This window comes from Nocardioides islandensis, from assembly GCF_015352455.1.
Taxonomy (GTDB): domain Bacteria; phylum Actinomycetota; class Actinomycetes; order Propionibacteriales; family Nocardioidaceae; genus Nocardioides; species Nocardioides islandensis.
In genome coordinates this window covers 120,153-146,575 of sequence record NZ_JADKPN010000006.1, presented here as the reverse complement: position 1 = coordinate 146,575, position 26,423 = coordinate 120,153, and the positions used below count along the sequence as shown (strand labels likewise).

The 26,423-nt window shown below is 72.6% G+C and carries 25 protein-coding genes; 5 read left to right on the top strand and 20 right to left on the bottom strand.

Going from position 1 to position 26,423, the window contains the following annotated elements:
* Together ISU07_RS12045 and gltB are read right to left on the bottom strand one after the other, a co-directional pair.
* Positions 1-1,467 (bottom strand): glutamate synthase subunit beta, encoded by a 1,467-nt coding sequence (locus ISU07_RS12045; RefSeq protein ID WP_194707044.1) that lies wholly within the window; start codon positions 1,465-1,467, stop codon positions 1-3.
* Entirely contained in the window at positions 1,460-6,019 is a 4,560-nt protein-coding gene (gene gltB, locus ISU07_RS12040) for a glutamate synthase large subunit (protein WP_194707043.1), read from the bottom strand. The genes ISU07_RS12045 and gltB overlap by 8 nt, the downstream gene beginning before the upstream one ends.
* 236 nt (positions 6,020-6,255) lie before the next feature.
* Between gltB and ISU07_RS12035 the strand changes: the two genes are divergently transcribed.
* Both ISU07_RS12035 and ISU07_RS12030 read left to right on the top strand, forming a co-directional pair.
* Positions 6,256-6,774: a SigE family RNA polymerase sigma factor gene (locus tag ISU07_RS12035; RefSeq protein WP_194707042.1), complete on the top strand. Its 519-nt coding sequence runs from the start codon at positions 6,256-6,258 to the stop codon at positions 6,772-6,774.
* Positions 6,775-6,782: 8 nt separating this feature from the next.
* Positions 6,783-7,568 carry a hypothetical protein gene (locus ISU07_RS12030; protein ID WP_194707041.1) on the top strand — a complete coding sequence of 262 codons (786 nt, stop codon included), beginning with the start codon at positions 6,783-6,785 and terminating at the stop codon, positions 7,566-7,568.
* Between the two features lie 41 nt (positions 7,569-7,609).
* Here ISU07_RS12030 and lgt read toward each other — a convergent pair whose 3' ends face one another.
* From lgt to ISU07_RS11980, 10 genes are all read right to left on the bottom strand, one after another.
* Complete coding sequence (gene lgt, locus ISU07_RS12025; RefSeq protein ID WP_194707040.1) at positions 7,610-8,545, bottom strand: prolipoprotein diacylglyceryl transferase; 936 nt, start codon at positions 8,543-8,545, stop codon at positions 7,610-7,612.
* Between the two features lie 9 nt (positions 8,546-8,554).
* Positions 8,555-9,148, bottom strand: a complete 594-nt coding sequence (locus ISU07_RS12020; RefSeq protein ID WP_194707039.1) for an SCO family protein — start codon at positions 9,146-9,148, stop codon at positions 8,555-8,557.
* Between the two features lie 7 nt (positions 9,149-9,155).
* Entirely contained in the window at positions 9,156-9,932 is a 777-nt protein-coding gene (trpA, locus tag ISU07_RS12015; protein ID WP_194707123.1) for a tryptophan synthase subunit alpha, read from the bottom strand.
* Positions 9,933-9,943: 11 nt separating this feature from the next.
* Positions 9,944-11,158 carry a tryptophan synthase subunit beta gene (trpB, locus tag ISU07_RS12010; protein ID WP_194707038.1) on the bottom strand — a complete coding sequence of 405 codons (1,215 nt, stop codon included), beginning with the start codon at positions 11,156-11,158 and terminating at the stop codon, positions 9,944-9,946.
* Positions 11,155-11,937 carry an indole-3-glycerol phosphate synthase TrpC gene (gene trpC, locus ISU07_RS12005; protein ID WP_194707037.1) on the bottom strand — a complete coding sequence of 261 codons (783 nt, stop codon included), beginning with the start codon at positions 11,935-11,937 and terminating at the stop codon, positions 11,155-11,157. The genes trpB and trpC overlap by 4 nt, the downstream gene beginning before the upstream one ends.
* A 61-nt stretch (positions 11,938-11,998) precedes the next feature.
* Complete coding sequence (locus ISU07_RS12000; protein ID WP_194707036.1) at positions 11,999-12,187, bottom strand: HGxxPAAW family protein; 189 nt, start codon at positions 12,185-12,187, stop codon at positions 11,999-12,001.
* A 44-nt stretch (positions 12,188-12,231) separates the two neighbouring features.
* Entirely contained in the window at positions 12,232-12,849 is a 618-nt protein-coding gene (locus ISU07_RS11995; protein ID WP_194707035.1) for a Trp biosynthesis-associated membrane protein, read from the bottom strand.
* Positions 12,842-13,192, bottom strand: a complete 351-nt coding sequence (gene hisI, locus ISU07_RS11990) for a phosphoribosyl-AMP cyclohydrolase (protein ID WP_194707034.1) — start codon at positions 13,190-13,192, stop codon at positions 12,842-12,844. The genes ISU07_RS11995 and hisI overlap by 8 nt, the downstream gene beginning before the upstream one ends.
* A 118-nt stretch (positions 13,193-13,310) precedes the next feature.
* Positions 13,311-15,107, bottom strand: a complete 1,797-nt coding sequence (locus ISU07_RS11985) for an ABC transporter ATP-binding protein (RefSeq protein ID WP_323742566.1) — start codon at positions 15,105-15,107, stop codon at positions 13,311-13,313.
* Positions 15,104-16,900, bottom strand: coding sequence for an ABC transporter ATP-binding protein (locus ISU07_RS11980; protein WP_194707033.1), 1,797 nt, complete (start codon positions 16,898-16,900; stop codon positions 15,104-15,106). The genes ISU07_RS11985 and ISU07_RS11980 overlap by 4 nt, the downstream gene beginning before the upstream one ends.
* Before the next feature lie 167 nt (positions 16,901-17,067).
* On the opposite strand from ISU07_RS11980, the gene ISU07_RS11975 reads away from it, so the two are divergent.
* On the top strand, positions 17,068-17,721 hold the full coding sequence (locus tag ISU07_RS11975) for a TIGR03085 family metal-binding protein (protein WP_194707032.1): 654 nt from the start codon (positions 17,068-17,070) through the stop codon (positions 17,719-17,721).
* 100 nt (positions 17,722-17,821) lie between these two features.
* Here ISU07_RS11975 and hisF read toward each other — a convergent pair whose 3' ends face one another.
* The 7 genes from hisF to hisD form a co-directional block, all read right to left on the bottom strand.
* The gene (hisF, locus tag ISU07_RS11970; RefSeq protein WP_194707031.1) at positions 17,822-18,586 is read right to left on the bottom strand and encodes an imidazole glycerol phosphate synthase subunit HisF; all 765 of its coding nucleotides are present in this window, start codon (positions 18,584-18,586) and stop codon (positions 17,822-17,824) included.
* Positions 18,583-19,311, bottom strand: coding sequence for a bifunctional 1-(5-phosphoribosyl)-5-((5-phosphoribosylamino)methylideneamino)imidazole-4-carboxamide isomerase/phosphoribosylanthranilate isomerase PriA (gene priA, locus ISU07_RS11965; protein WP_194707030.1), 729 nt, complete (start codon positions 19,309-19,311; stop codon positions 18,583-18,585). Before priA ends, hisF begins: the two co-directional genes overlap by 4 nt.
* Positions 19,312-19,418: 107 nt before the next feature.
* Complete coding sequence (locus ISU07_RS11960; RefSeq protein ID WP_194707029.1) at positions 19,419-19,742, bottom strand: hypothetical protein; 324 nt, start codon at positions 19,740-19,742, stop codon at positions 19,419-19,421.
* 7 nt (positions 19,743-19,749) lie between these two features.
* Positions 19,750-20,379 (bottom strand): imidazole glycerol phosphate synthase subunit HisH, encoded by a 630-nt coding sequence (gene hisH / locus ISU07_RS11955; RefSeq protein WP_194707028.1) that lies wholly within the window; start codon positions 20,377-20,379, stop codon positions 19,750-19,752.
* A 4-nt stretch (positions 20,380-20,383) separates the two neighbouring features.
* Entirely contained in the window at positions 20,384-20,983 is a 600-nt protein-coding gene (gene hisB / locus ISU07_RS11950) for an imidazoleglycerol-phosphate dehydratase HisB (RefSeq protein WP_194707027.1), read from the bottom strand.
* Complete coding sequence (locus ISU07_RS11945) at positions 20,980-22,095, bottom strand: histidinol-phosphate transaminase (RefSeq protein WP_194707026.1); 1,116 nt, start codon at positions 22,093-22,095, stop codon at positions 20,980-20,982. Before ISU07_RS11945 ends, hisB begins: the two co-directional genes overlap by 4 nt.
* Positions 22,092-23,420, bottom strand: coding sequence for a histidinol dehydrogenase (hisD, locus tag ISU07_RS11940; RefSeq protein ID WP_194707025.1), 1,329 nt, complete (start codon positions 23,418-23,420; stop codon positions 22,092-22,094). The genes ISU07_RS11945 and hisD overlap by 4 nt, the downstream gene beginning before the upstream one ends.
* A gap of 81 nt (positions 23,421-23,501) precedes the next feature.
* On the opposite strand from hisD, the gene ISU07_RS11935 reads away from it, so the two are divergent.
* Both ISU07_RS11935 and ybaK read left to right on the top strand, forming a co-directional pair.
* On the top strand, positions 23,502-24,164 hold the full coding sequence (locus ISU07_RS11935) for an LON peptidase substrate-binding domain-containing protein (RefSeq protein WP_194707024.1): 663 nt from the start codon (positions 23,502-23,504) through the stop codon (positions 24,162-24,164).
* A complete protein-coding gene (ybaK, locus tag ISU07_RS11930) occupies positions 24,161-24,625 on the top strand; it encodes a Cys-tRNA(Pro) deacylase (RefSeq protein WP_228521750.1) in 465 nt (154 codons plus the stop codon). The genes ISU07_RS11935 and ybaK overlap by 4 nt, the downstream gene beginning before the upstream one ends.
* 6 nt (positions 24,626-24,631) lie before the next feature.
* Here ybaK and ISU07_RS11925 read toward each other — a convergent pair whose 3' ends face one another.
* A complete protein-coding gene (locus tag ISU07_RS11925; RefSeq protein WP_194707023.1) occupies positions 24,632-26,389 on the bottom strand; it encodes a DUF3352 domain-containing protein in 1,758 nt (585 codons plus the stop codon).
* Positions 26,390-26,423 lie beyond the last annotated feature (34 nt).

The window sequence follows — 26,423 nt, the reverse complement described above, 5'->3', positions numbered from 1 at the left end:
CTAGACCGCCAGAGGTCGAGCCGTGGGCGGGATCGGGGAGGGCAGGGCGGTCGAGCCCGTGAGGTACACGTCCACGGCGGCCGCCGCGGCCCGGCCCTCCGCGATCGCCCAGACGATCAGCGACTGGCCGCGACCGCAGTCGCCGGCCACGAAGACGCCGTCGACCGAGGAGGCGTACGACGCGTCGCGGCGTACGTTGCCCCGCTCGTCGAGCTCGCACCCGAGGTCCTCGACCAGGCCGGCGGTCTGCGGGCCGGTGAAGCCCATCGCCAGCAGCACCAGGTCGGCCGGGATCTCCCGCTCCGTGCCGGGCACCTCCACGGGGCGGCCGCCCTCGAACACCACGTCCACGAGCCGCAGGGCCCGCACGTGGCCGGACGCGTCACCGAGGAACTCCTGCGTGGAGACGGCGTACACCCTCCTCCCGGCCTCCTCGTGGGCCGAGGAGACGCGGAAGATCATCGGGTACGTCGGCCAGGGTTGGCCCGCAGGTCGCTCGCTGGGAGGCTCCGGCAGGATCTCCAGCTGCGTGATCGAGGCGGCGCCCTGGCGGGTGGACGTGCCCAGGCAGTCCGCGCCCGTGTCGCCGCCGCCGATGATCACGACGTGCTTGCCCTCGGCGGTCACCTGGCCCTCGACCGTCTCGCCGAGCGCGACCCGGTTGGCCGGCGGCAGGAACTCCATCGCCTGGAGGATCCCCCCGAGCTCGCGGCCGGTGGCCGGCAGGTCGCGCGGGAGGGTGGCGCCCATGGCGAGCACGATCGCGTCGTACCGGTCCTGGAGCTGCGCGGCGGTGAGGTCCTCCCCCACGTCCACGCCCGCCCGGAACACCGTGCCCTCGCGGCGCATCTGGTCCAGCCGACGGTCGAGGTGCGCCTTCTCCATCTTGAACTCGGGGATGCCGTACCTCAGCAGGCCGCCGATCTTGTCCGCGCGCTCGTAGACGGCCACGGTGTGACCGGCCCGGGTGAGCTGCTGGGCCGCCGCCAGGCCGGCGGGACCCGAGCCCACGACAGCCACCGTGCGACCGGAGAGCCACTCCGGGGGCTGGGGCCGCACGTACCCCGAGCCCCACGCCTTGTCGATGATCGCGACCTCGACGTTCTTGATCGTGACCGGGTCCTGGTTGATCCCGAGGACGCAGGCCGTCTCGCACGGCGCCGGGCACAGCCGCCCGGTGAACTCCGGGAAGTTGTTCGTCGCGTGCAGCCGGTCCATCGCGCCGTCCCAGTCACCGCGCCAGACCAGGTCGTTCCACTCGGGGATGATGTTGCCCAGCGGGCAGCCCTGGTGGCAGAACGGGATGCCGCAGTCCATGCACCGGCCGGCCTGCGTGGTGATGATCGGCAGCAGTGCACGGCCGATGCCGTCGGGGTAGACCTCGTGCCAGTCGTGCACCCGCTCCTCGACCGGGCGTCGCTCCGCGACCTCGCGGCCGTGGTTCAGGAAACCCTTGGGGTCAGCCATGAAGGACCTCCATGATGCGTGCCTCGGCCTCGTGGTCGTCGAGGCCGTCCTCGATCGCCTCGGCCTTCGCCTCCAGCACCCGCTTGTAGTCGCTGGGCATCACCTCGGTGAACCGCGCCACCGCCGCGGGCCAGTCGGCCAGCAGCGCTTCCGCGACCGCCGACCCGGTCTCCTCGTGGTGGCGGCGGACCAGGTCGTGCAGCTCGTCGGCAGCCTGTCCGGAGACGGCGCCGAGCTCGACGAGCTCGCCGTTGACCCGGCCTTCGTCGAGGTCGAGCACGAAGGCGTACCCGCCTGACATGCCGGCCGCGACGTTGCGGCCGGTCGGTCCCAGGATGACCGCGCGGCCGCCGGTCATGTACTCGCAGGCGTGGTCGCCCACGCCCTCGACGACGGCGGTGACACCGGAGTTGCGGACGCAGAACCGCTCGCCCACGCCGCCGCGGATGAAGATCTCGCCGGCGGTCGCGCCGTACCCGATCACGTTGCCGGCGATGATCTGCTCCTCGGCCCTGAACGTCGCGGCCCGGTCCGGCCGGACGACGATCCGGCCGCCGGAGAGGCCCTTGCCGAGGTAGTCGTTGGCGTCGCCCTCGAGCCGCAGCGTGATGCCACGCGGCACGAACGCCCCGAACGACTGGCCGGCCGACCCCGTGAACGTCAGGTCGATGGTGTCGTCCGGGAGCCCGGCGCCGGCGTACCTCTTGGTCACCTCGTGGCCGAGGATCGTGCCGACCGTGCGGTTGACGTTGCGCACCGGCAGCGTCGCCCGCACCGGCTCGCCACGCTCGAGCGCGTCCTCGGCCAGCGCGACCAGCTCGTTGTCGAGCGCCTTGTCCAGACCGTGGTCCTGGCTCTTGGTGCAGCGCATGTCCTGGTCGGGGAAGACGTCCTGGTACGCCGGCACGTGCAGGACCGGGGTCAGGTCAAGGCCGCTGGCCTTCCAGTGGTCGACGGCGTCGGCGACGTCGAGCGCGTCGACCCGGCCGATGGCCTCCTCGAGCGTGCGGAAGCCCAGCTCGGCGAGGATCTCGCGGACCTCCTGGGCGATGTACTCGAAGAACGTGACCACGAACTCCGGCTTGCCGCTGAACCGCTCGCGCAGGACGGGGTTCTGGGTGGCGACCCCGACCGGGCAGGTGTCCAGGTGGCAGACGCGCATCATGATGCAGCCGCTGACGACCAGCGGAGCGGTCGCGAAGCCGTACTCCTCGGCGCCCAGCAACGCCGCGATGACGACGTCGCGGCCGGTCTTCAGCTGACCGTCGGTCTGCACCACGATCCGGTCGCGCAGGCCGTTGAGCAGCAGCGTCTGCTGGGTCTCGGCGAGGCCGAGCTCCCACGGGCCGCCGGCGTGCTTGAGCGACGTCAGCGGCGAGGCGCCGGTGCCGCCGTCGTGGCCGGAGATCAGCACGACGTCGGCGTGCGCCTTCGAGACGCCGGCCGCGACCGTGCCCACGCCGACCTCGGCGACCAGCTTCACGTGCACCCGGGCTCGCGGGTTGGCGTTCTTGAGGTCGTGGATGAGCTGCTTGAGGTCCTCGATCGAGTAGATGTCGTGGTGTGGCGGCGGGCTGATCAGGCCGACGCCCGGGGTGGAGTACCGCGTGCGCGCGACCCACGGGTAGACCTTGTGGCCCGGCAGCTGGCCGCCCTCGCCGGGCTTGGCGCCCTGGGCCATCTTGATCTGGATGTCGTCGGCGTTGGTGAGGTACTCCGACGTCACGCCGAACCGGCCCGACGCGACCTGCTTGATCGCGCTGCGGCGCTCGGGGTCGTGCAGCCGGTCGGCGTCCTCGCCACCCTCGCCGGTGTTGGACTTGGCGCCGATGCTGTTCATCGCGATCGCCAGCGTCTCGTGCGCCTCCTGGCTGATCGAGCCGTAGGACATCGCGCCGGTCGAGAAGCGCTTGACGATCGACGCGACCGGCTCGACCTCGTCGATGTCGATCGGCTCCCTGTCGGATTCTGTGGGGTCCTTGAAGCGGAACAGCCCCCGCAGCGTCATCAGCCGCTCCGACTGCTCGTCGACGCGCGCGGTGTACTGCTTGAAGATGTCGTAGCGCCCCGCCCGCGTCGCGTGTTGCAGCCGGAACACCGTCTCGGGGTCGAACAGGTGCGGCTCGCCGTCACGCCGCCACTGGTACTCCCCGCCGATCGCGAGCTCGCGGTGACCCGCGGAGTGACTGGCCGAGATGCCGCCGCGGGGGTAGGCCACAGCGTGCCGCCGTGCGACCTCCTCGGCGACCACGTCGAGCCCGATGCCGCCGAGCTTGGAGGTGGTGCCGGTGAAGTAGCGGTCGACGACGTCCTGGGAGATGCCGACGGCCTCGAAGATCTGGGCACCGGTGTACGACGCCACGGTGCTGACGCCCATCTTCGACATCACCTTGAGCACGCCCTTGCCGAGCGCCTTGATGAGGTTCTTGACCGCGACCTCCGGCTCGACCTTCACGTAGAAGCCGTCGCGGGCGAGGTCCTCGACCGACTCCATCGCGAGGTACGGGTTGACCGCCGCCGCGCCGTACCCGATGAGCAGCGCGACGTGGTGCACCTCGCGCACGTCTCCGGTCTCGACGAGCAGCCCGACCTGGGTGCGGGTCTTCTCGCGGACGAGGTGGTGGTGCACGGCGCCCGTGAGCAGCAGCGACGGGATCGGGGCCAGCTCCGCGGTGGAGTGCCGGTCGGAGAGCACGATGATGCGGGCGCCCTCGGCGATGGCCGCGGAGATCTCCGCGCAGATCTCGTCGATGCGGGCCGCCATCGCGGCGCCGCCGCCCTCGACGTCGTACAGGCCGCGCGCGACGTGCGTGGCGAAGCCGGGCATGTCGCCGTCGCGGTTGATGTGCCGGATCTTGGCCAGGTCGTCGTTGGAGAAGACGGGGAACGGCAGCAGCACCTGGCGGCACGAGGCCGGGGTCGGGTCGAGGAGGTTGGCCTCGGGGCCGATGCTGCCGGCCAGGGAGGTGACCAGCTCCTCGCGGATCGCGTCGAGCGGCGGGTTGGTCACCTGCGCGAACAGCTGGCTGAAGTAGTCGAACAGCAACCGGGGCTTGTCGCTCAGTGCCGCGATCGGCGCGTCGGTGCCCATCGAGCCGATCGGCTCCGCGCCGGTGTTGGCCATCGGGGTGAGCAGGATGCGCAGCTCCTCCTCGGTGTACCCGAAGATCTGCTGGCGCCGCGTCACCGACGCGTGGGTGTGCACGATGTGCTCGCGCTCGGGCACGTCGCCGAGGTGGATCAGCCCGGCGTGCAGCCACTCGTCGTACGGGTGCTCGGCCGCCAGCTCGGACTTGATCTCCTCGTCCTCGATGATGCGGTTCTCGTCGGTGTCGACGAGGAACATCCGGCCCGGCTGGAGCCTGCCCTTGCGCACGATGGTGGCCGGGTCGAGGTCGAGCACGCCGACCTCCGAGGCCAGCACCACCAGGCCGTCGTCGGTCACCCAGTAGCGCGAGGGGCGCAGGCCGTTGCGGTCGAGGACCGCGCCGATCTGCGAGCCGTCGGTGAAGACCACGGCCGCCGGCCCGTCCCACGGCTCCATCAGCGAGGAGTGGAACTCGTAGAAGGCGCGGCGCTTGGCGTCCATCTCGGCGTGGTTCTCCCACGCCTCCGGGATCATCATCAGCACCGCGTGCGGCAGCGACCGGCCGCCGAGGTGCAGCAGCTCGAGCACCTCGTCGAACGACGCGGAGTCGGACGCGCCGGGCGTGCAGATCGGGAACAGGCGCTCGAGGTCGCCCGGGATCAGGTCGGAGGCCAGCAGCGCCTCGCGGGCCCGCATCCAGTTGCGGTTGCCCATCACGGTGTTGATCTCGCCGTTGTGCGCGATGAACCGGAACGGGTGCGCCAGCGGCCAGCTCGGGAAGGTGTTGGTCGAGAACCGCGAGTGCACGACCGCCAGGGCGCTGGCGAGCCGCTCGTCGGTGAGGTCGGGGAAGAAGTGGTCGAGCTGGTCGGTGGTGAGCATGCCCTTGTAGACCAGGGTGCGCGAGGAGAGCGACGGGAAGTAGACGTCCGCCTCCTTCTCCGCGCGCTTGCGCAGGCAGAACGCCTGGCGCTCCAGGGCCATCCCGGCCACGCGCGAACCCGCGCCGGCCACGAACACCTGCACGAACGCCGGCATCGCGCTCCGCGCCATCGCGCCCAGCACGTCGTCCTGCACCGGGACCTCGCGCCAGCCGAGCACCTGGAGGCCCTCCTCGACCGCCAGCTCCTCGACCTTCTGCCGCGACTTGGCCACGTCGTCGGCGTCACCGGCGAAGAAGCCCGTGCCCACGGCGTAGGCGTGGTGCGGCGGCAGCTCGAAGTCGACGACCTCGCGCAGGAACGCGTCCGGGACCTGCAGCAGGATGCCCGCGCCGTCGCCGGAGTTGACCTCGGCGCCGGCGGCGCCGCGGTGGTCGAGGTTGCGCAGGGCGGTGAGCGCCTGGTCGACGATGCCCCGGCTCGGTACGCCGGTCAGCGTCGCCACGAAGGCGACGCCGCACGCGTCGTGCTCGAAGCGCGGGTCGTAGAGACCCTGCTGGGGGTGTGCCAACGGTGCACGCATGGCGGGGGGCTCCCGTCGTGGTCGTCTGCCGCGGTGGTCAAGGTGCTGGCGCGCGTGGTGACGGGGACGACACTGGCCCCGGGGAGCGCCACACTAACAACTGACGGACGGCACCGCGGGTCATGCGCCCACGAGTCGGACAGACCAGATTTCTCCACCCGGCGGGTCAACCTGCGAGACGCTGGGACGTCTGATCCGTCGTGGAAGCCGTCGGCGAGCAGCTCGAGGCGGGCACCGTGGACAGACATGAGAGGTTCGGCCGGACCGAAGCCGTCTCGGACCTGTTCCTGGCCCACCACCGTCGCCTGGTCGGGCTGGCCGTTCTGCTGGTGGACGAGCGCGCGACCGCGGAGGACGTGGTTCAAGAGGCCTTCGTCGGCCTGCACCGGCGCTGGCGGCACCTGCGCGACCCTGGCTCCGCCGTCGGGTACCTCAACAGGGCGGTGGTGAACGGCGCGCGGGACCGCCTGCGCCGCAAGCGCCGCGCCGCCGTCGTCCTGCCGAGGATGGTGCCGGTCGCCGAGGGCCGCGCCTCGGCCGAGCAGGACGCCGTCACGCACGACGAGGCCGACCGCCTGTGGCAGGCGATCCGGGCCCTCCCGACACGGCAGCGGCAGGTTCTCGTCCTGCGCTACTACGTCGACCAGAGCGAGGCCGAGATCGCCGAGACCCTCCACGTGTCGCACGGCTCGGTGAAGAAGCACGCCAGCCGCGGTCTGGCCGCGCTGGCCAGGACTTGGGAGCCGGAGCGATGAGCAGAGACATGAGCACCGACCTGGAACTTCGGCTCGGCGAAGTTCTCCGGAACCACGCGGAGGACACCATGGAGCGCACCGACACCCACGAGCAGCTCGACGTCCTGCGCCAGGCTCTCGACGACGAGCAGCTGCGACACAGCCGCGTCCGGATGGCTGGTGTCCTGGCGGTGGCCGCCTCCTTGGCGCTGGCCGCGGTGGTGGCCGGCACGCTGGGGGACGGCCCGTCGAACACCCCATCGCCCGCCGGGAAACCGGAGCCCTCGCCCACCCTCGTGGCGACGAGGTTCCTCGACGCTTTCACGTCGTTCGACGTGGGCGCGGCCGACGGGTACCTCGCCCCGGGTGCACACCTCGAGATCTGGGGTGTCGAACGCGACGAGGCCTGGATGAACGAACAGGCGCGCTGGCTGCGGGCCACCGGGTTCACCTACGACCCGGGGCCCTGCACGGCCGAGGGACCGACCACCGTCGTCTGCACCTTCGACTACGACGGCTTCGGTTCCCGGCGACTGGGGCGGGGACCCTTCACGGACTCGTTCAGGCTCACGATCGACGACGGAGCGATCGTCGAGGGAGCCCTGACCGTGACCGGCGGACCCGACGGCTTCGCGGCCCGGATGTGGCGGCCACTCGCCGGATGGGTCACCCAGCACCACCCGGACGACGCCGCGCTCATGTACGCCGACTGGCCCGGGACCAGCCGGCAGGCCGTCGACGACCGGGCCATCGCGGTGTGGGTCACGATGGTGAGGCGATACCAGGAAGCGGTCGAGGAGGGCCGGGCCGACTGACGATCCCGATTCGTCTGTCGACGGCCACCGGGGAGACCAGGTCAGACCGCAGACGAATCGGGGTCCGAGGTGGCCTGCGAGCCCTCGCTGCGCGTCCCGGCGTCGGAGCCGCGCCCCTCGACGTACACCGACGTCTCGCGGGTGTAACCCTTGCGGCCGGCGTACACGAAGTACGCCGCGGCGCCGAGGAACAGCACGATCGAGGTCCAGGCGTTGAACCGGAGGCCCAGGACGTTGTTCAGCTCCACGGTGTCGATGCGAAGCAGCTCGATCCAGAAGCGGCCGAGGGTGTAGCCCATGACGTACAGGGCGAGCACCCGGCCGTGGCCGAGCTGGTAACGCCGGTCGAGCCAGAGGATCACCGCGAAGGCGAGCAGGCACCAGAGGAACTCGTAGAGGAAGGTCGGGTGGAAGGTCGCGTAGTCCTCGTACCCCGGCGGGCGGAACTCCGGGTCGATCTGCAGGCCCCACGGCAGGTCGGTCGGCTTGCCGAACAGCTCCTGGTTGAACCAGTTGCCCCACCGACCGAGCGCCTGCGCGACCAGGACGCCGGGCGCCAGCGCGTCCACCATCGGCAGCACCTTGATGCCGCGCAGCTTGGCGCCGATGATCACGCCGACCGCGCCGAGGGCGATCGCGCCCCAGACGCCGAGGCCGCCGCGCCAGACGTACAGCGCCTCGATGGGGTGCTTGCCGTCGCCGAAGTACAGGTCGTGGTCGGTGATCACGTGGTAGATCCGGCCGCCGACCACGCCGAACGGCACCGCCCAGACCGCGACGTCGGAGACCTCGCCGGACCGGCCGCCCCGCGCGACCCAGCGTCGCTCGCCGATCCAGATGGCGGCGATGATGCCCGCGATGATCGACAGCGCGTAGCCGCGGATCGGCACCGGACCCAGGTGCCACACGCCCTCGCTCGGGCTCGGGATCGAGAGGAGAGCCAGGTCGGCCGAGAGGTGGGGCAGCAGCGAGAGCATCGAGTCGTCCTACGAGAGCAGCTGGTGGATGTCGGCGGCGTACTGGGTGGCGGAGGTCTCCTGGCTCCACACGATAGGCACCTGGTCCTTGCCGTCGATGCCGAGGACCGAGGTGCCGTGGGTGATGTCGTACCCGCCGCTCGGCAGCTTCTCGCCCTGCTCGACGCCGATGTGCAGGCCGTCCGCCACACTGACGACGTCCGCCAGCGGCCCCGTCAGCCCGACGAAGTCGGGGTCGATGTGGTCGAGGTACCCGCGCAGCACGGTCGCGGTGTCCCGCTCCGGGTCGGTGGTCACGAACACGACGTCGACGTTGTCGCGGTCGGCGTCGTCGAGCCGCGTCACCGCGCTGGCCAGCGTCGCCATCACCACCTGGCAGATGTCGGGGCAGTGCGTGTAGCCGAAGAAGACCAGGGTCAGGCGCTTGTCCGTGTCGGCGGCGAGCGAGTACGCCGCGCCGTCGGTGTCGGTCAGCGCGGTGTCCGGCACGGCGTACGGCTGGTCGAGGACCGCGCCGGTCAGCTGCTCGTCCCCGCTGCCCCCGCAGGCGCCCAGCAGCAGTGCCAGCGGCAGCAGGAGACCGGCCAGGGGACGGTGGAGCATCCGGCGGCTACCGCCCACGCCGGACCCCGTCGGCGAGGTCCGCCGTCAGCGCGGCCAGCGCGTGGAGGTCGCCCGGGGCGTCCAGGAGCGTCCGCACGAAGGCGCTGCCCACGATGACCCCGTCGGCGTACGACGCCACCTCGGCCGCCTGGTCACCGGTGCTCACGCCGAGCCCGACCGCGACCGGCAGGTCGGTGGTCGCCTTGGTGCGCTCCACCAGCGGCGCGGCCAGCTCGCTGGTCGTGGCCCGCGTGCCGGTCACGCCCATCACGGCGGTGGCGTAGACGAAGCCGCGGCAGGCGGCGGTGGTCATCGCGATCCGCGCGTCGGTGGACGACGGGGCGACCAGGAAGACCTTGTCCAGGTCGAGCTGGTCGGCCACGACCGGCCACTCGGTGCGGCTGTCGGGCGTGATGTCGGGTGTGATCAGCCCGGCGCCTCCGGCCGATGCGAGGTCGGTGGCGAAGCGGGTCACGCCGTACCGCTCGACGGGGTTCCAGTAGGTCATCACGACGGTCGGCGTACCGGTGGCGGCCACGGCCTCCACGGTGCGGAACACGTCGCGGATCCGCACACCGCCCTCGAGAGCGCGCTGGGCCGCCGCCTGGATCGTCGGGCCGTCCATGACCGGGTCGCTGTAGGGCAGTCCGACCTCGATCACGTCGCAGCCGGAGTCGACGAGGACCTTCAGGGCGTCGATGCCGCCGTCCACGTCGGGGAAGCCGGCGGGGAGGTACCCGACGAGCGCGGCGCGACCGTCCGCCCTGGCCTTCTCGAACGCCATGGCGGTGCCGCTCACCGACCCCCTCCCAGGCCGAACCAGTCGATCGCGGTCTCCATGTCCTTGTCGCCGCGGCCGGAGAGGTTCACCAGCACCAGCCCGGACGGTCCGAGGTCGCGGGCGACGTCGACCGCGCCGGCCAGCGCGTGCGCGGACTCCACGGCGCAGATGATGCCCTCGGTGCGAGCGAGGAGCGCGAGCGCGTCCATGGCCCGGCGGTCGGTGATCGGCAGGTACTCCGCGCGGCCGGACTTCGCCAGGTGCGCGTGCTGCGGCCCCACGCCCGGGTAGTCGAGGCCGGCCGAGATCGAGTGCGACTCGATGGTCTGCCCGTCCTCGTCCTGGAGCACGAACGTGCGCGCACCGTGCAGCACGCCGCTGTCGCCGCCGGCGATGGTCGCCGCGTGCCGCCCGGTCTCGACCCCGTCGCCGCCGGCCTCGTAGCCGAGGATCCGCACGTCCGCGTCGTCGAGGAACGCCGTGAACAGGCCGATCGCGTTGGACCCGCCGCCCACGCACGCGGCGATCGCGTCGGGCAGCCGGCCGGTGAGCTCCAGGCACTGCGCGCGCGCCTCGTCGCCGATGCCGCGCGTGAAGTCGCGGACCATGCTCGGGAACGGGTGCGGGCCGGCGGCCGTGCCGAAGAGGTACGCCGTGTGGCCGACGCTGGCGACCCAGTCGCGCAGCGCCTCGTTGATGGCGTCCTTCAGCGTGGCGCTGCCGGAGTCGACCGGGACCACCTTCGCGCCGAGCAGCTCCATCCGGGCGACGTTCAGCGCCTGGCGCTTCGTGTCGACCGAGCCCATGTACACCGTGCAGTCGAGGCCGAAGTACGCCGCGGCGGTCGCGCTCGCCACGCCGTGCTGGCCGGCGCCGGTCTCGGCGATCACGCGGGTCTTGCCCATCCGCTTGGTCAGCAGGGCCTGGCCGAGCACGTTGCGGATCTTGTGGGCGCCGGTGTGGTTGAGGTCCTCGCGCTTGAGCAGGATCCGCGCGCCGCCGACGTGCTCGGTGAGGCGGGTGGCGTCGTACAGCAGCGACGGCACCCCGGCGTACTCGCGCAGGATCGTGTCGAACTCGGCCACGAACACCGGGTCCGCCATCGCCTCCTGCCAGGCGACGGTCAGCTCGTCGAGCGCGGCCACCAGCGCCTCGGGCATGAACCGGCCGCCGAAGTCGCCGAACCAGCCCTGGTCGTCGGCGTCCCACGTGCTCCCCAGCTCGCTCATCGTCCGGCCTCCCTCATCGCTCGCACCGCGGCCTCGGGGTCGCCGTCGCGCACGAGGGCCTCGCCCACGAGCACGACGCGGGCGCCCTGGGCGACGTACGCCGTGACGTCGGCCGGGCCGGTGATGCCCGACTCGGCGACGAGCACCCGGTCCTCGGGGACCAGCGGGGCGAGCTTGCCGAACGTCGCGTCGTCGACGTCGAGCGTGCGCAGGTTGCGGGCGTTGACGCCGATGAGCTCGGCGCCGAGGTCCAGCGCGCGCTCGGTCTCCGGCTCGTCGTGCACCTCGACCAGCACCGTGAGGCCGAGCTCGCGGGCCCGGTCGTGCAGGCGGCCCAGGTCGTCGTCGTCCAGCGCGGCCACGATCAGGAGCGCGAGGTCCGCGCCGGCCGCGCGCGCCTCGAGCAGCTGGTACTCCTCGACGATGAAGTCCTTGCGCAGCAGCGGGGTGTCCACGGCCGCGCGGACGGCCCGCAGGTCGTCCAGGCTGCCACCGAACCGGCGCTGCTCGGTGAGCACGCTGATCGCGGCCGCTCCGCCGGCGGCGTACGCCGTGGCCAGCGCGGCCGGGTCCGGGATGTCGGCCAGGTCGCCCTTGCTCGGGCTGCGCCGCTTGACCTCGGCGATCACGCTCACGTCCGGGTCGCGGAAACCGGGCATCGGGTCGCGCGGCGCGGGCGCGTCGGCGAGCGCGGAGCGCAGGTCGGCCTCGGGGACGTCCGCCCGGCGGCGGGCGAGATCGTCGCGGACGCCGACGATGATCTCGTCGAGCACGGACATGCGGACAAGCCTCTCATCCCGGGACAACGCGCCCCGGACGGCGTCCGCCCGGACGAGATGGCTAGTCGTTCATCCCCATCTTGGCCATCACCACGAAGACCACGAGGGAGGCGATGCCGATCGCCACGCCGATCCAGAAGAGGGGCATGCTCACCGGGTCGAGCATCAGGGCGATGCCGCCGACGACGAACCCGACCATTGCCACCGTCACGGCGGTCCAGGCTGCGGGCGTGTTGCCGTGGTGGGCCATCTGGGGCTCCTGATCGAGTCGCGCGTGGTCGGTCGGGCGACAGTCTAGGGGTCGGTACGCCGCTCGGGCGGGAGGGTGGGGTCGCGCCCGTCGTCCATGGCGCGCCACAGGTCCAGGCTGGTCTCGTCGCGCGGCGGAGGCGCCGAACCGGGGGCGTCGTAGCGGCTGCCCATCTCGGGCCAGCCCGGCACGAGCCTGACCGCCGCAGCCGTCGCGCCGACCGAGACCAGCGCGGCGACGACCCCCAGGTACGGCCACGCGGGGCGACCGACGTCCACGGACGCACCGAGGGCGGAGAAGGACTCGCGGAGGTCGTCCGGCACGGTCGCGAACGCCACGACGGCGGCGGCCAGCGTCCCCAGGGAGGCGACGAGGCCGAGGACGGCGACCGCGCGACGGAAGCGGCGCCGCGTCACGAGCAGGACGCCCCAGCAGGCCAGCGCGACCAGGGCCAGCGCCGTGACGAGCGGCGCCTCGGGCAGTCGCGACAGGCTCACGCCCAGCGACGAGGTGTACCCGTCCGACCCGGCCGAACCGTCCGGTCGCTGGTCGAACGTCGCCCACGCGCGGCTGCCGGCGAGCGCAGCCGCGCCGCCGGCTGCCAGGCCCAGCAGCACCACGGGGGCGAACGTGCGGCGGGGCCCCGTCGATCGATCAGCCATGGGCGGCCATGAGCACGTCGGCGTCGAAGCAGGTCCGGGTGCCGGTGTGGCAGGCCGGGCCCTCCTGGTCGACCTTGACCAGCAGCGTGTCGCCGTCGCAGTCGAGCCGGACCTCCTTGACCCACTGCCGGTGGCCCGAGGTCTCGCCCTTGACCCAGTACTCCTGGCGGCTGCGGCTCCAGTACGTCGCGCGGCCGGTCGTCAGGGTGCGGGCCAGCGCCTCGTCGTCCATCCACCCGAGCATCAGCACCTCGCCGGTGTCGTGCTGCTGGACGACCGCCGGCACCAGGCCGTCGGCCGACCGCTTGAGACGGTCGGCGATGGCGGGGTCCAGGGCAGTCACGTCGAGAAGTATGCCGAGGGTGTGGGGGGCCGTCGGCAGTGGCGTTTGGTCCCAAACGCCAACGTGGAAGCGCTCTCAGGTGGCGTTCGTGCCCAATGGTGAGCCCGAAGGGGCCGTATCAGGCCGGGGAGGAGCCTTGCTGCGCGACCCAGGAGGCGTGCAGGCCGGCGTACACGCTGCCCTCCTGGAGGACGAGCTCGGCGTGCGGGCCGCGCTGGACGATGCGACCGCGGTCGACGACGACGACCTCGTCGGCCTTCTCGGCGGTCGAGAGGCGGTGCGCGATGGTGACCGAGGTGCGGCCACGCATCAGCCGCTCCAGGGCGAGCCCGATGCGCATCTCGAGCTGCGGGTCGACGGCCGACGTGGCCTCGTCGAGGACGAGCAGGTCGGGGTCGGCGAGCTGGGCGCGGACCAGCGCCACGAGCTGCCGCTCCCCCGCGGACAGCGACTCGCCCCGCTGGCCGACGCGGGTCTGGAGGCCGCGCGGCAGGCCGGCCAGCCAGTCGGCGAGGCCGAGGGCGTCCACGGCGAACAGGAGGTACTCGTCGGTGGCCGTGAGCTCGCCGTAGCGGAGGTTCTCGGCCAGGGTGTCGTCGAACAGGAAGCCCTCCTGCGGCACCAGCACGACGCTCTGCCGCAGCGACCGCTGGGAGACCTCGCGCAGGTCGACTTCGTCCAGCAGCACCGCCCCGGACCCCGGGTCCATCAGCCGGGTCAGCAGCTTGGCGAAGGTCGACTTGCCCGACCCCGTCTCACCCACGATGGCCACGCGGGTCCCGGCGGCGATCTCCAGGTCGACGTCGCGGAGCACCAGCGGCCCGTCGGGGTAGGCGAAGTCGACGTGGTCGAAGCGCACGTCGACCGGCCCACGGGGCAGCACCTTCCCGTCCGGCCCGGGGTCGACGAGGTCGGCCGGCGTCTCGAGGATGCCGATCACCCGTCGCCAGCCGGCGATGGCGTTCTGGGCGTCGGTGAGGATCTGGGTGCCCATCTGCACCGGGCCGACGAACAGCGACACCAGGAACGCGAACGCCAGCACCTCGCCGGACGAGATGTCGCCGGCGAACCCGAGCAGCACGCCGATCACGATCACGCCGGCGTTGGCCAGTCCGGCCGAGACCCCGCCGAGGGAGAACGAGAACGCCGTGAAGCCCTGCGCCCGCGTGCTGGCGGCCTTGTACTCGTCGATGGCGGCGTCGATGCGGTCCTGGGTGCGTTCCTCGACGGCGTACGAGCGGACGACCGCCGCCCCGACCACCGGCTCGGAGATCGCCGACAGCATCACGCCGACCTGGCGACGGACGGTGCTGTAGGCCGCGGACAGCTTGCGCTGGAAGTACCGCAGCGAGAGGAACAGCGGCGCGAAGGCCACCCACACCACGATCGCCAGCTGCCAGGAGTAGATGAGCATCACGACGGTCGCGACGAGGACCTGGCCGATGCTGACGATGAACAGCAGGCCGCCGAACACCAGGAACTGGCTGACCTGGTCGACGTCGCTGGTCACCCGCGAGACCAGGGCGCCACGGCGCTCGGTGTTCTGCGTCAGGAGCGGGAGGTCGTGGACGTGCCGGAACGCCTTGATCCGCAGCGTCGCCAGGCCCCGCTCGGAGGAGGTGAACAGGCGCGAGGTCATCAGGTACGACGCGAAGCTGGTCACCGCGATCGCCAGCGCGGCGAGCAGCCCCATCGCGACGGTGAAGCCGACGTTCGGGCCGCCCTTGCCGTGGATCCCGTGGTCGAGGGTCTGCTGCACGGCGACGGGCACCACGACCTGGCCGACCGAGGCCAGCACGGCGAGGAACAGCGTGAACCGGATGCCCTCGGTCAGCTCGGGCGAGAACGCCATGCCGCGGCGGATGGTGTCGAGGGCGCCGATGTCCTCGCCGGTGTCCATCTGGGTGGCGCTCACGAGGCGTCACCCGCCTCGACCGGCTCGTGCTGCTCGGCGGCGTGCTGCTCGTAGGCGTTGACCAGCCGGGCGTACGACGGGCGGGTGGCGAGCAGCTCCTCGTGGGTGCCGCGCGCGACGATCCGGCCGTCCTCGAGGTGCACGACCTCGTCGGCCAGCCCGATGGTCGCCTTGCGGTAGGCCACCACGACGAGGGTGGAGTCCGCGGCACCGGCCCTCAGCGCGCCGAGGATCCTGGCCTCGACCTCGGGGTCGACGGCCGACGTCGCGTCGTCGAGGACGAGCAACCGGGGGTGACGCACCAGGGCGCGGGCCAGGGAGATGCGCTGGCGCTGCCCGCCCGACAGCGACGTACCTCGCTCCCCCAGGCGGGTGTCCAGGCTGTCGGGCAGCGCGGCGACGAAGCCGTCCGCCTGCGCGACCCGCAGCGCCTCCCAGACCTCCGCGTCGCTGACGTCGGCGCCGAGGGTGACGTTGCCGCGGACGGTGTCGTCGAAGAGGAACGCGGTCTGCGGCACGACCGCGACCACCTCGGCCAGCCGGCCCTGCGCGAGGTCGCGGAGGTCCACGCCGTCGACCCTGATGACGCCCCGGTCGGGGTCGACGAGCCGGGTCAGCAGCGTGGTGAGCGTGCTCTTGCCGGCGGCCGTGGCGCCGACGACCGCGACCGTGCGCCCGGGCTCGACCGCGAAGGTGACGTCCTGGAGCACCGGCTGCTCGGGGTCGTAGGCGTAGCCGACGTGCTCCAGCTCGAGGAGCGCACCGTGGCCCGACCGCGGCAGCGAGCGGGCGCCGTACGGCATCTCGCCGGTGGCCTCGAGGACCGCCGAGACGCGACGGAACCCGACGACGCTGCGCGGGAACTCGCCCAGCAGCCAGCCGATGGAGCGGATCGGGAAGGAGACGATGGTGAGCAGGTAGGCGACGGTGACGACGTCGCCGGCCACCGACTGGCCGTTGAGCACGCGCTCGACGCCGACGGCGAGGACGAGCAGCACGCCGAGGTTCGGCAGGGCCGCGAGGGCGGGGTCGAACGCCGCCCGGATGCGGCCGGCGCGGATGTTGACGTCGCGCAGCTCCTCGGCCTTGGCCGCGAAGCGCCGGGTCTCCTCCGCCTCGCGGCCGAGGGTCTTGACGACCATCGCGCCGTCGAAGGACTCGTGCGCGATCTCACTGACCTCGGCACGCAGCTGCTGGGCCCGCGTCATCAGCGGCGAGGCGAGCCGTTGGTAGAAGAGGTTCGCAGCCACCACGGCCGGGAAGACGAGCAGGCCGACGAGCGCGAGCACCAGGTCGGACAGCAGCATCTGGGCGACGGCGATCACCATCATGGCGACCGTGCCGACCGCCATCGGCAGGGGCGCGATCGGCCCCCATGCCGCCTCGACGTCGGAGTTGGCGTTGGAGAGGAGCTGGCCCGTCGGGTGGCGCTGGTGCCACTCCATGGGGAGGCGGAGGTACTGACGGGTCACGTCGCGGCGGTAGTGGGCCTGCATGCGGTACTGCATGATGCCGGCACCGAGCCGGCGCGCGACGATGCCGACCGCCCGCAGGATCGCCACCCCGAGGAACAGCGCGACGACCGCGACGAGCAGGCCACTGCCGATCTCGCCGTCGCGGAACGCCGGCAGCACGACGTGGTCGGTGGCCCAGCCCAGCACCCAGGCGTCCGCGACGGTCAGCGCGCCGAACAGCACGCTGCCCAACGTCGACAGGGCGAAGATGCCGCGCTCGCGCTTGATGGCGACCCAGAGAACGCCGAACCCCTCGCGGGTCGTCGCCCCCTCGCTCACGTCTGCCTCCGTCGTCGCCACCAGCCCCAACCGACCGGCCCGTCGAGGCTATTCCCTGACGCAGACACCTCCGGAATCCTGACGCGTCGATCCGCCGGGGCCGGCAACGGTCCAGTCCTGGGAGGGTGGTCGCTGCGCGGCCGAGGGTGGGTCCCTAGGCTTGGGTCATGCCGGGGTTGCCACCGCTGCGCGCGGATTTCGTGCGCAGGGAGCGGCAGGCTCTGTGCGACACCGCACAGAGCGTCGGGCCGAAGGCCCGGACCTTGTGCGTGGGGTGGGACGTGAAGGACCTGATGTGCCACCTGCTCGTCCGAGAGAGCAGCGTGCTGGGGGCGCTGGGGATCGCCCTCTCCCCGCTGTCCGGACTGACGGAGAAGGAGATGGCGAGGCTGAAGCGACAACCGTTCGACCGCCTGGTCGAGCGCTTCCGCAACAACCGCCTCTCCTTCTCCGCGCTGCCGCCCGCCGACGCTGCGTTCAACACGCTGGAGCTCTTCGTGCACCACGAGGACATCCGGCGGGCGCAGCCCGGCTGGCGGCGGCGGACCCTGTCCGAGGACGCCGCCGACACGCTCTGGAAGGCGCTGCGCTCCCAGGGTCCCGCGCTCGTGCGCTCGACCGGGGTGCCCGTCGTGGTCCGGCGCACCGACACCGACCAGACGACCCGGCTGCTGCCCGGCAGCGGCGCGGTCGAGGTACGTGGTCCGGTCGGTGAGCTGGTGATGTTCCTGCACGGGCGCGACGAGGTGCGCGAGATCGCCTTCGACGGTCCGGAGGAGCGCGTGGCGAAGGTACGTCGCGCGGACCTGGGCACCTTCTGAGGATCACCCGAGGTCGGGACACCCGCTCGAGCGGGTGTCCCGGACGTTCGGCGTCGTTGCAACGACGCCGAACAGGCAGGAACGACGCCGAAGTACGGCGTCAGCGCACCGGGTGGCCGGCGGCCTCGAGCGCCCGCTTCACCTCGCCGATCGACAGCGTGCCGAAGTGGAACACGCTGGCGGCCAGGACGGCGTCCGCGCCCGCGTCGACGGCGGGCGGGAAGTGCTCGGCCGCTCCCGCCCCGCCTGAGGCGATCACGGGCACCGTGACCTCCCGGCGCACGGCCGCGATCAGCTCGAGGTCGAAGCCCTCGCGGGTGCCGTCGGCGTCCATCGCGTTGAGCAGGATCTCGCCGGCACCCAGGTCGCAGGCCTGCTGGGCCCACGCGACGGCATCCAGCCCGGCGGACTTGCGGCCCCCGTGGGTGGTCACCTCGAAGCCGGAGTCGGTCCCCGTCGCGACGCGACGGGCGTCGACAGAGAGGACCAGCACCTGGTTGCCGAAGCGGTCGGCGATCTCGGCGACCAGCTCGGGGCGGTGGATGGCGGCGGTGTTGACCGCGATCTTGTCGGCCCCCGCGCGGAGCAGGGTGTCGACGTCGTCGGTGCTGGAGATGCCGCCGCCGACGGTGAGCGGGATGAACACCTGCTCGGCGGTCCGGTTGACCATCTCCAGCGTGGTCGCGCGGCCCTCGTGGGAGGCCGAGATGTCGAGGAACGTCAGCTCGTCGGCGCCTTCGCGGTCGTACAGCGCGGCCAGCTCGACCGGGTCCCCGGCGTCGCGCAGGTTCTCGAAGTTGACCCCCTTGACGACGCGGCCGTTGTCGACGTCGAGGCACGGGATGACCCGGATCGCGAGGCTCACGGTCGGGTCAGCTCCAGCGCGTCGGTCAGCGTGAACCGCCCCTCGTAGAGCGCGGTCCCGATGATCGCCCCTTCGACGCCCTCACCCACCAGGCCCATCAGCGCCTCGAGGTCGGCCAGCTCGGTGATGCCACCGCTGGCCACGACGGGCCGGTCGGTGGCCGCGCACACGTCCTTCAGCAGCTGGAGGTTGGGACCCTGCAGCATGCCGTCCTTGGCGACGTCGGTGACGACGTACCTCGCGCAGCCCTCGTCGTCCAGCCGACCCAGCACGTCGTAGAGGTCGCCACCCTCGCGGGTCCAGCCGCGCGCGGCGAGGGTCCGGCCGCGTACGTCGAGCCCGACGGCCACCCGGTCGCCCCAGGTCGCTATCGCCTGCGCACACCACTGCGGGGTCTCGAGGGCCGCCGTACCGATGTTCACCCGCCGACAACCGGTCGCCATCGCCGCCTCCAGCGACGCGTCGTCGCGGATGCCGCCGCTCATCTCGACCCGGATGTCGAGCCGGCCGACGATCTCGGCCTGGAGCTCGCGGTTGTGGCCGCGCCCAAACGCCGCGTCGAGGTCGACCAGGTGGATCCACTCCGCGCCCGCCTCCTGCCAGCGCAGGGCGGCCTCGACGGGGTCGCCGAACCGCTTCTCCGACCCGGCCACCCCCTGGACGAGCTGCACGGCCTGCCCGCCGGCGATGTCCACCGCGGGGAGCAGCTCCAGGTACGTCGACACGACCTCACCCTATTTCAACGCCGAGCTGCGCCTCCGACACCGTCCAGCTGCGCCTCCGGTACGACCGGAGGCGCAATTCGGCGGTACCGGAGGCGCAACTCGACCGCTCAGCCCTTCCGGACGAAGAGCAGGAGGACGGGGAACACGAGCACGCTGACGACCGCGGCCCCGAGGCGGGACTCCCAGTCCGGCCGGACGATCCAGACCAGGATGTTGAGCGCGAGCAGGAGCGCGATCGTGGCCGCCATCTCGCGACGGCGACGCGCGGCCAGCTCGCCGGGCAGCAACCGGGCCCGGGGCAGCCACCGCGTGACGGCCCGCTTGCGGGCGGCGGCGCGGGCTCGCCTCTCGGCCTCGCGAGCCCGGGCGGCGGCCTTCACCGCCGCCTCGCGCTCACGCTCGGCCCGCCGTTGGGCCCGCTCCTTGCTCATCGGGGGCTCACAGGGTGCCCACCCAGTTGCTCAGCAGCGCCGCCCCGGCGTCGCCGGACTTCTCCGGGTGGAACTGCGTCGCCGACAAGGGACCGTTCTCGACCGCCGCCACGAACCGGTCCCCGCCGTGCTCGGCCCAGGTGACCAGCGGCGCGCGGGTGCGGTCGTTGGTGACCAGCTCCCACCGCCGGGCGGCGTACGAGTGCACGAAGTAGAACCGCTCCCCCGCGACGCCGTCGAAGAGGACGGACCCCTCCGGCACGTCGACGGTGTTCCAGCCCATGTGCGGGACCACCGGCGCCTGCAGCCGCTCGACCGTGCCCGGCCACTCGTCGCAGCCGGCGGTCTCGACGCCGTGCTCCACGCCGCGCTCGAACAGCACCTGCATGCCCACGCAGATGCCCAGCACCGGGCGGCCACCGGCCAGCCGCCGTCCGATGACCTCGTGGCCGCGTACGGCGCGCAACCCGGCCATGCAGGCGGCGAACGCACCGACTCCGGGCACCACCAGGCCGTCGGCCTCCTGCGCCGCCTGCCGGTCGGCCGTCAGCGTCACCGAGGCCCCGGCGCGTTCGAGCGCGCGCACGGCGGAGCGCACGTTGCCCGACCCGTAGTCGAGCACCACCACGGACCTCATGCGATCAGAGAGTGCCCTTGGTCGAGGGCACGCCCTGCTCGCGCGGGTCGATCGCGACGGCGTCGCGGAACGCACGCGCGAACGCCTTGAACTGCGCCTCGACCAGGTGGTGCGGGTCGCGGCCGGACAGCACCCGCACGTGCAGCGCGAGCTGCGCGTGGAAGGCGAGCGTCTCGAAGACGTGGCGGGTCAGCGAGCCGAGGTACTGGTCACCGATCAGGACGTAGGCCTGGGCGTCCGGCTCGCCGGTGTGCACGCAGTACGGGCGCCCCGAGACGTCCACGACCGCCTGCACCAACGCCTCGTCCAGCGGCACGGTCGCGTCGCCGAAGCGCCGGATGCCGGCCTTGTCGCCCAGCGCCTCGCGCAGCGCGTCGCCGAGCACGATCGCGGTGTCCTCGACGGTGTGGTGCGCGTCGACGTGGGTGTCGCCGTTGGTGTGCACGACGAGGTCCACCAGCGCGTGCCGGGCGAACGCCGTGATCATGTGGTCGTAGAACCCGACGCCGGTGGACACGTCCGACCGGCCCGACCCGTCGAGGTCGACCTCGACGTGGACCTTGGACTCCTTGGTCTCCCGGTCCACCACCGCGGTGCGTGTCATCGCGTCTCCTCCATCACTGCCGCACCGACATCCGTCAGTGCGTCCCTGAATGCTGCCATCTCCGCGGGCGTGCCGACCGAGACGCGCAGCCACCCGTCCGGTCCGGTCTCCCGGATCAGCACGCCGCGGTCGAGCAGGCCCTGCCATACGGCGTGCCGGTCGGCGTACCTCCCGAACAACACGAAGTTGGCGTCGCTCGCCGCGACCTCGAGCCCTTGCTCGGCCAGCCACGCCGCGAGCGCGTCGCGCTCCTCGCGCAGGTCGGCGACGCGCGCGAGCAGCTCGTCGGCGTGCCGCAGCGCGGCCAGCGCCGCCGCCTGGGTGACGGCGCTGAGGTGGTACGGCAGGCGGACGACGCGGACCGCGTCGCCGATCTCGGGCGCGGCCGCGAAGTACCCCAGCCGCGCGCCGGCGAACGCGAACGCCTTGCTCATCGTCCGGGTGACGACCAGGTTGCGCAGCGACGGCAGCAGCTCCAGCGCGCTCGGCGTGCCGGCGCGGCGGAACTCGGCGTACGCCTCGTCGACGACCACCAGCCCGCCGATGTCCGGGCCGGCGGCGGCCTCGCAGAGCGCCGCCACGACGTCCAGGGGCAGTGCCGTCCCGGTCGGGTTGTTCGGCGACGGCAGCAGCACGACGCTCGGCCGGTGCTCGAGCACGAGGTCGCGCGCGTGCACCGGGTCGAGGGCGAAGTCCTGCTCGCGCCGGCCGGCGACCCAGGCCGTGCCGGTGTCGCGGGCGTACTCCGGGTACATCGAGTACGTCGGCGCGAAGCTCAGCGCGGTCCTCCCCGGCCCGCCGAAGGCCTGGAGCAGGTGCAGCATCACCTCGTTCGAGCCGTTGGCCGCCCAGACCTGCTCCGGTGTGACGACGTGGGAGCTGTCTGCGGAGAGGTACGCCGCCAGGGCGACGCGGAGCTCGGTGAACTCGCGGTCGGGGTACCGGTTCAGGCCGGCCGCCGCCGCGGCGACCGACGCCGCGATGTCCTCGACGACGGCGGCCGAGGGCGGGTACGGGTTCTCGTTGACGTTCAGCGTCACCGGCACGTCGAGCTGCGGTGCGCCGTACGGCGCGAGGCCGACGAGCTCCTCGCGCAGCGGCGGGAACCTCATGACCCCGGCTCGGTGACCAGCCGCACGCGGACCGCCGCGCCGTGCGCGGGCAGGTCCTCGGCCTCGGCCAGGGCGACCACGTGGTCGGCGACCTCGCCGAGGGCGTCGCGGTCGTACTCGACGACGTGCACCGACTTCAGGAACGCGCGCACCGAGAGCCCCGAGGAGTGGCAGGCGCAGCCGCCCGTGGGCAGCACGTGGTTGGAGCCGGCGCAGTAGTCGCCCAGCGACACCGGCGCGAAGGAGCCCACGAAGACCGCACCCGCGTTGCGCACCCGCGCGGCCCACGCGGCGGCGTCCTCGGTCTGGATCTCCAGGTGCTCCGCGGCGTACGCGTCCACCACCGCGAGCCCCTGCTCGAGGTCGTCGACCAGGACGATCGCGGACTGCACGGCCGACAGGGCCGTCCGGATGCGGTCGCTGTGCCGCGTCGCGAAGACCTGCTTCTCCAGCTCGGCCTCGACGTCGTCGGCCAGCCGCTCGCTCGGGGTGACCAGGACGCTCGCGGCCAGCACGTCGTGCTCGGCCTGGCTGATCAGGTCGGCGGCGACGTACGCCGCGTCGGCGGTGTCGTCGGCCAGCACCGCGATCTCGGTCGGCCCGGCCTCGGAGTCGATGCCGATGACGCCCTTGAGCAGCCGCTTGGCCGCGACGGTGTGGATCGAGCCCGGTCCGGTGACCAGGTCGACCCGCTCGCAGGGGCCGGCGCCGTAGGCGAACATGGCGATCGCCTGGGCGCCGCCGACGGCGTACACCTCCTCGACCCCGAGCAGCGCGCACGCCGCCAGGATCGTCGGGTGCGGCAGCCCGCCGTGGTCCTTCTGCGGCGAGGAGGTCAGCGCGATCGAGCCGACGCCGGCGACCTGGGCCGGGACGACGTTCATCACGACGCTGGAGACGAGGGGGGCGACGCCGCCGGGCACGTACAGCCCGACGCGGCCCACGGGGACCATCCGGTGCGTCACGGTGGCGCCACCGGCACGGCCGTACGTCGTGACGGTGTCCCGCTCGCGCTCGGCCTCGCAGGACGTGCGCAGCCGGCGGATGGACTCCTCCAGCCCGGCACGGACGTCGGGGTCGAGCGTCTCCAAGGCATCGGCCAGCGCGCTCGCGGGCACCCGGATGTCCTCGGGAGCGACGCCGTCGAAGCGCTGGCTGAGCTCCGCGATGGCCTCGACGCCGCGGGTGCGGACGGCCTCGCAGATGGGGCGGACGGCATGCAGCGCGGCCTCCACGTCGACCTCCGCGCGCGGGACGGCCGCGCGGTAGTCGACGGGGCCGGAATCCGGCGTGGTGCCGCCACGCAGGTCGATCCGCCGCATCATGGCACCCGAGTCTAGGAGCGCGAGCCATGCCAACCGGCGTCGGTGCGCTGCCGTGGACGCCCACCGGGGTAGGTTCGGAGCGTGGCGACCACGCTGCCGATGTTCCCGCTGAACGCCGTGCTGTTCCCGGGTGTCAGCGTGCCGCTCACCGTCTTCGAGGACCGCTACCGCGCGCTCGTGCACCACCTGCTGCGGGCCGACCCCGAGGAGCGGTACTTCGGCAGCGTCGGCATCCGCGAGGGCTACGAGGTCGGCGAGCACGGCGCGCAGTCGCTGTTCCGGATCGGGTGCCGGGTCAAGATGACCGACGTCGAGTCGCACGCCGACGGCACGTTCAGCCTGGTCGCGGTGGGCATGGAACGCATCTCGCTGGAGCACCTCGACATCTCCGGCGCGTACCCGGTCGGCCAGGTCGAGCCCCGTCCCGAGGTGCCGAGCGAGGTGCCCGCGGAGGTGGTGGAGCGCGCGGTCGCGACTTTCACGGCCTACCGCGTCGTGCTGTCCGACTTCCGTGACGACCCGTACCCGCACCCGCTGCCCCAGGACCCGGCGTACCTCTCGTGGACCCTCGCCGCCGTCGCCCCGCTCCCCCTGCACGAGCGGCAGGCGCTGCTGGAGGCCGAGGACGCCGGCGTGCGGCTGGCGATGGTCACCGACCTGCTGCGCGCCGAGCTGCGGGCCATGAACGTGATCCCGTCGCTGCCGGCCACCGAGGTCGCGCGCACCCGCTGGTCCCCCAATTGACCCCGGCCGTCGTCGCGCTGACCCGGGCGGGGATCGCGCACACGCTGCACGAGTACGACCACGACCCGCGCGCGACCTCGTACGGGCTGGAGGCCGCCGACGCCCTCGGCCTCGATCCCGACCAGGTCTTCAAGACGCTGCTCGCCGATCTCGACGGCTCCCTGGTCGTCGCGGTGGTGCCGGTCTCCACCAAGCTCGACCTCAAGGCGCTCGCGCGTGCTCTCGGCGGCAGCAGGGCGTCGACGGCCGACCCGAGGGCCGCCGAGCGGGCCACCGGCTACGTCACCGGCGGCATCTCCCCCGTCGGCCAGCGCAAGACGCACCGCACGGTGGTCGACGAGACCGCGGAGCTGTACGACGTGGTGTACGTGTCCGCGGGACGTCGCGGCCTGGACGTGGGGATCGCCCCGGCCGACCTCGTGGAGGTGACCGGGGCGATCGTGGCCGACATCAGCCGCTGAGGCGGGCTACTTGTCGGTCGTGAGCCTCATGACCGAGTGGGTCCAGTCGTCGTCCTGCCAGGCGGTGATGCCGAACCCGGCCAGCGGCTGGAGGTTCTCCTTCACCGACTGGTCGTCGCCGGCCAGCCGGACCAGCCAGTCGTCGCCGACGTCGAAGTTGACGTACAGCAAGGCGCTGGCCTTGTCGGACTCGCGGATGACGTCCCGGTAGACCTCGTTGTTGCCGAGGTCGCCGCGGCCGAGCACGGCGGTGCGGTGGTCCTCGTCGGGCCCGATCGCGAAGTACCCGGCGTCGCTGTCGAGGGCGAAGTACTTCCCGGCCTCGGGGTCCTGGGCCAGGATCTTGTCGAGCACCTTGCGGGCCGCCGCCTCGTCGCCCTTCACCTTCAACGTGATGGGGAGGTCGCTGGCGTCGCCGGAGTTGAAGAACGCCTCCGGGTCGAAGTCCGAGCCGAACGACAGCGCCGCGGACTCGCCCAGCAGGGTCTCGATGTCCGCCGGCACGTCCAGGCCGGTGGCGTCGGACGCCTCCTGGAACAGCTCGTCGGTGGTCATGCCGCCGCCGAACGCGGAGAACTGGTCCACGACGTCGGTGAGCCAGCCGGGCTCGAAGCCGACGCCGATCGCCGCGGCCGTGGCCGTCGGCAGCGTCTCCACGACGTCGGCGCCGCGGTCCGTGCCGTACAGCGACTTGGGCAGCAGCCCGGTGTCGCCCGCGGACTCGATCTCCAGCGCGCCGTCGGAGAAGCGCACCGAGACGGCCATCCCCTTGAAGTTCTTCAGCGCGTCGGCCATCGGGTTGCTGCCGTCCTGCGGCTGGAGCTCCTCGCCGCCGCCGAGCATGTCGCCGCCGGTCAGGCCCTGCTCGAGCTCACCGGCGAGACCGCCGACGCCGCCCATGCTGTCGGCGAGGTACTGCCCCGCGGCCGGGGCGGCGTACATCGAGACGATGCCCGCCGAGCCGGCCCGCGCGGTGATGTCCTTGAAGTCCGCGTCGTCGGCCAGCGTGCCCTTCGCGGTCGCGTCGGCCACCGCCTGCGCGCCCTCCTGGTCCTCCGCGACGATGGCCCACCCGTCGTTGATGACCCAGCCGCCGGACGACTCGCTGGTGCCGCCGTTGCCGCAGTCGCGCAGCTTGGTGAGGCCGGCGTCGGCCTCCTTCTCGTCCTTGACCTGGATCACGCCCACGATCTCGGGGGCGTCCTGGCCGGTGTCGACCGCCGCCACCGCGAAGCGGTCACCGAGCCAGGGCTCGATGTCCTCGGCGTAGAAGATCTTGCAGTCCTCCGGGAAGTCGAGCTCCTCGAAGATCTTCTGGCGCACGTCGTCGTTGGCGTCGAGGCCGATCTCGTCCTTGAACGCCGGGAACTTGTTGAGCGTGCGCAGCGCCTCGATCTTCTGGCCGCCGCTCGGGTCGAGGTCGATGCTGGCGTAGCCGATCGTGCTCGCCGGCAGCGCCTCCGCCGGCTGCGCGCCGGTCGCGAAGAACTGCGCCGCCGCCCACGCGCCCACGCCGACGACCGCGAGGGCGGCGACGCCGCCACCGATCATCAGGCCGCGCCGACGACCACCGCCACCCGCCGCCGCGACCGGGGTGTCCGGAGGCAGCGGCGAGCCGCCGCCGGCCTCGAGGTACTCCGGCGCACCCGTCGAGGGCTGGGGGTACGCCGGCTGGCCGTACGCCGGCGCGTAGGCGGGCGGGACCGGGGGCTGGGCACCCGGCTCGACCGGGCCGGCAGGGCCCGGAGGGTAGGTGTCGGACATGTGGGGACCCCGTGATGTTCGGGCGGCGCCCTGG

Bases quoted from the DNA above. Each gene is read 5' to 3' on its own strand.
- ISU07_RS12045 (WP_194707044.1), bottom strand. From the start codon at position 1,467: ATGGCTGACCCCAAGGGTTTCCTGAACCACGGCCGCGAGGTCGCGGAG.
- gltB (WP_194707043.1), bottom strand. From the start codon at position 6,019: ATGCGTGCACCGTTGGCACACCCCCAGCAGGGTCTCTACGACCCGCGC.
- ISU07_RS12030 (WP_194707041.1), top strand. From the start codon at position 6,783: ATGAGCACCGACCTGGAACTTCGGCTCGGCGAAGTTCTCCGGAACCAC.
- lgt (WP_194707040.1), bottom strand. From the start codon at position 8,545: ATGCTCTCGCTGCTGCCCCACCTCTCGGCCGACCTGGCTCTCCTCTCG.
- ISU07_RS12020 (WP_194707039.1), bottom strand. From the start codon at position 9,148: ATGCTCCACCGTCCCCTGGCCGGTCTCCTGCTGCCGCTGGCACTGCTG.
- trpA (WP_194707123.1), bottom strand. From the start codon at position 9,932: ATGGCGTTCGAGAAGGCCAGGGCGGACGGTCGCGCCGCGCTCGTCGGG.
- trpB (WP_194707038.1), bottom strand. From the start codon at position 11,158: ATGAGCGAGCTGGGGAGCACGTGGGACGCCGACGACCAGGGCTGGTTC.
- trpC (WP_194707037.1), bottom strand. From the start codon at position 11,937: ATGTCCGTGCTCGACGAGATCATCGTCGGCGTCCGCGACGATCTCGCC.
- ISU07_RS12000 (WP_194707036.1), bottom strand. From the start codon at position 12,187: ATGGCCCACCACGGCAACACGCCCGCAGCCTGGACCGCCGTGACGGTG.
- ISU07_RS11995 (WP_194707035.1), bottom strand. From the start codon at position 12,849: ATGGCTGATCGATCGACGGGGCCCCGCCGCACGTTCGCCCCCGTGGTG.
- ISU07_RS11975 (WP_194707032.1), top strand. From the start codon at position 17,068: ATGCCGGGGTTGCCACCGCTGCGCGCGGATTTCGTGCGCAGGGAGCGG.
- ISU07_RS11960 (WP_194707029.1), bottom strand. From the start codon at position 19,742: ATGAGCAAGGAGCGGGCCCAACGGCGGGCCGAGCGTGAGCGCGAGGCG.
- hisH (WP_194707028.1), bottom strand. From the start codon at position 20,379: ATGAGGTCCGTGGTGGTGCTCGACTACGGGTCGGGCAACGTGCGCTCC.
- hisB (WP_194707027.1), bottom strand. From the start codon at position 20,983: ATGACACGCACCGCGGTGGTGGACCGGGAGACCAAGGAGTCCAAGGTC.
- ISU07_RS11945 (WP_194707026.1), bottom strand. From the start codon at position 22,095: ATGAGGTTCCCGCCGCTGCGCGAGGAGCTCGTCGGCCTCGCGCCGTAC.
- hisD (WP_194707025.1), bottom strand. From the start codon at position 23,420: ATGATGCGGCGGATCGACCTGCGTGGCGGCACCACGCCGGATTCCGGC.
- ISU07_RS11925 (WP_194707023.1), bottom strand. From the start codon at position 26,389: ATGTCCGACACCTACCCTCCGGGCCCTGCCGGCCCGGTCGAGCCGGGT.